Below are 281 nucleotides of genomic sequence, written 5' to 3'. Positions count from 1 at the left end.
GACAGGTGTTAGGGCATCTTATTCAGTACAAACTACAGGAACCTATCCTATACAAGCAGGTTCTACTAGTGTGGATTTTGCGATCAATGGCGTAACTATTGGTCAAACTGATTATTATGCAGGGGATCAAAATGGTGCCCTAATAGCTGCTATAAATTCAGTTAAGGATACAACAGGGGTTGAGGCTAGTATAGATGATAGTGGTAGATTAGTCTTAAATAGTGCTGATGGTCGTGGTATAGAAATCACTGGTTCCATGGGTGCAGGTTCAGGCGTATTAA

The 281-nt window shown here is 40.9% G+C and carries 1 protein-coding gene; it reads left to right on the top strand.

The features are described from left to right. Positions 1-281 (top strand): flagellin hook IN motif-containing protein (locus FMM58_RS08440; RefSeq protein WP_317845623.1); only part of this gene is annotated, 281 nt, incomplete at both ends.

The sequence above is a fragment of the Campylobacter sp. LR291e genome (assembly GCF_008633915.1).
Classification (GTDB): Bacteria; Campylobacterota; Campylobacteria; order Campylobacterales; family Campylobacteraceae; genus Campylobacter_D.
The sequence above is the reverse complement of the archived record's forward strand: the minus strand, read 5'-3'. Positions and strand labels throughout refer to the sequence as shown.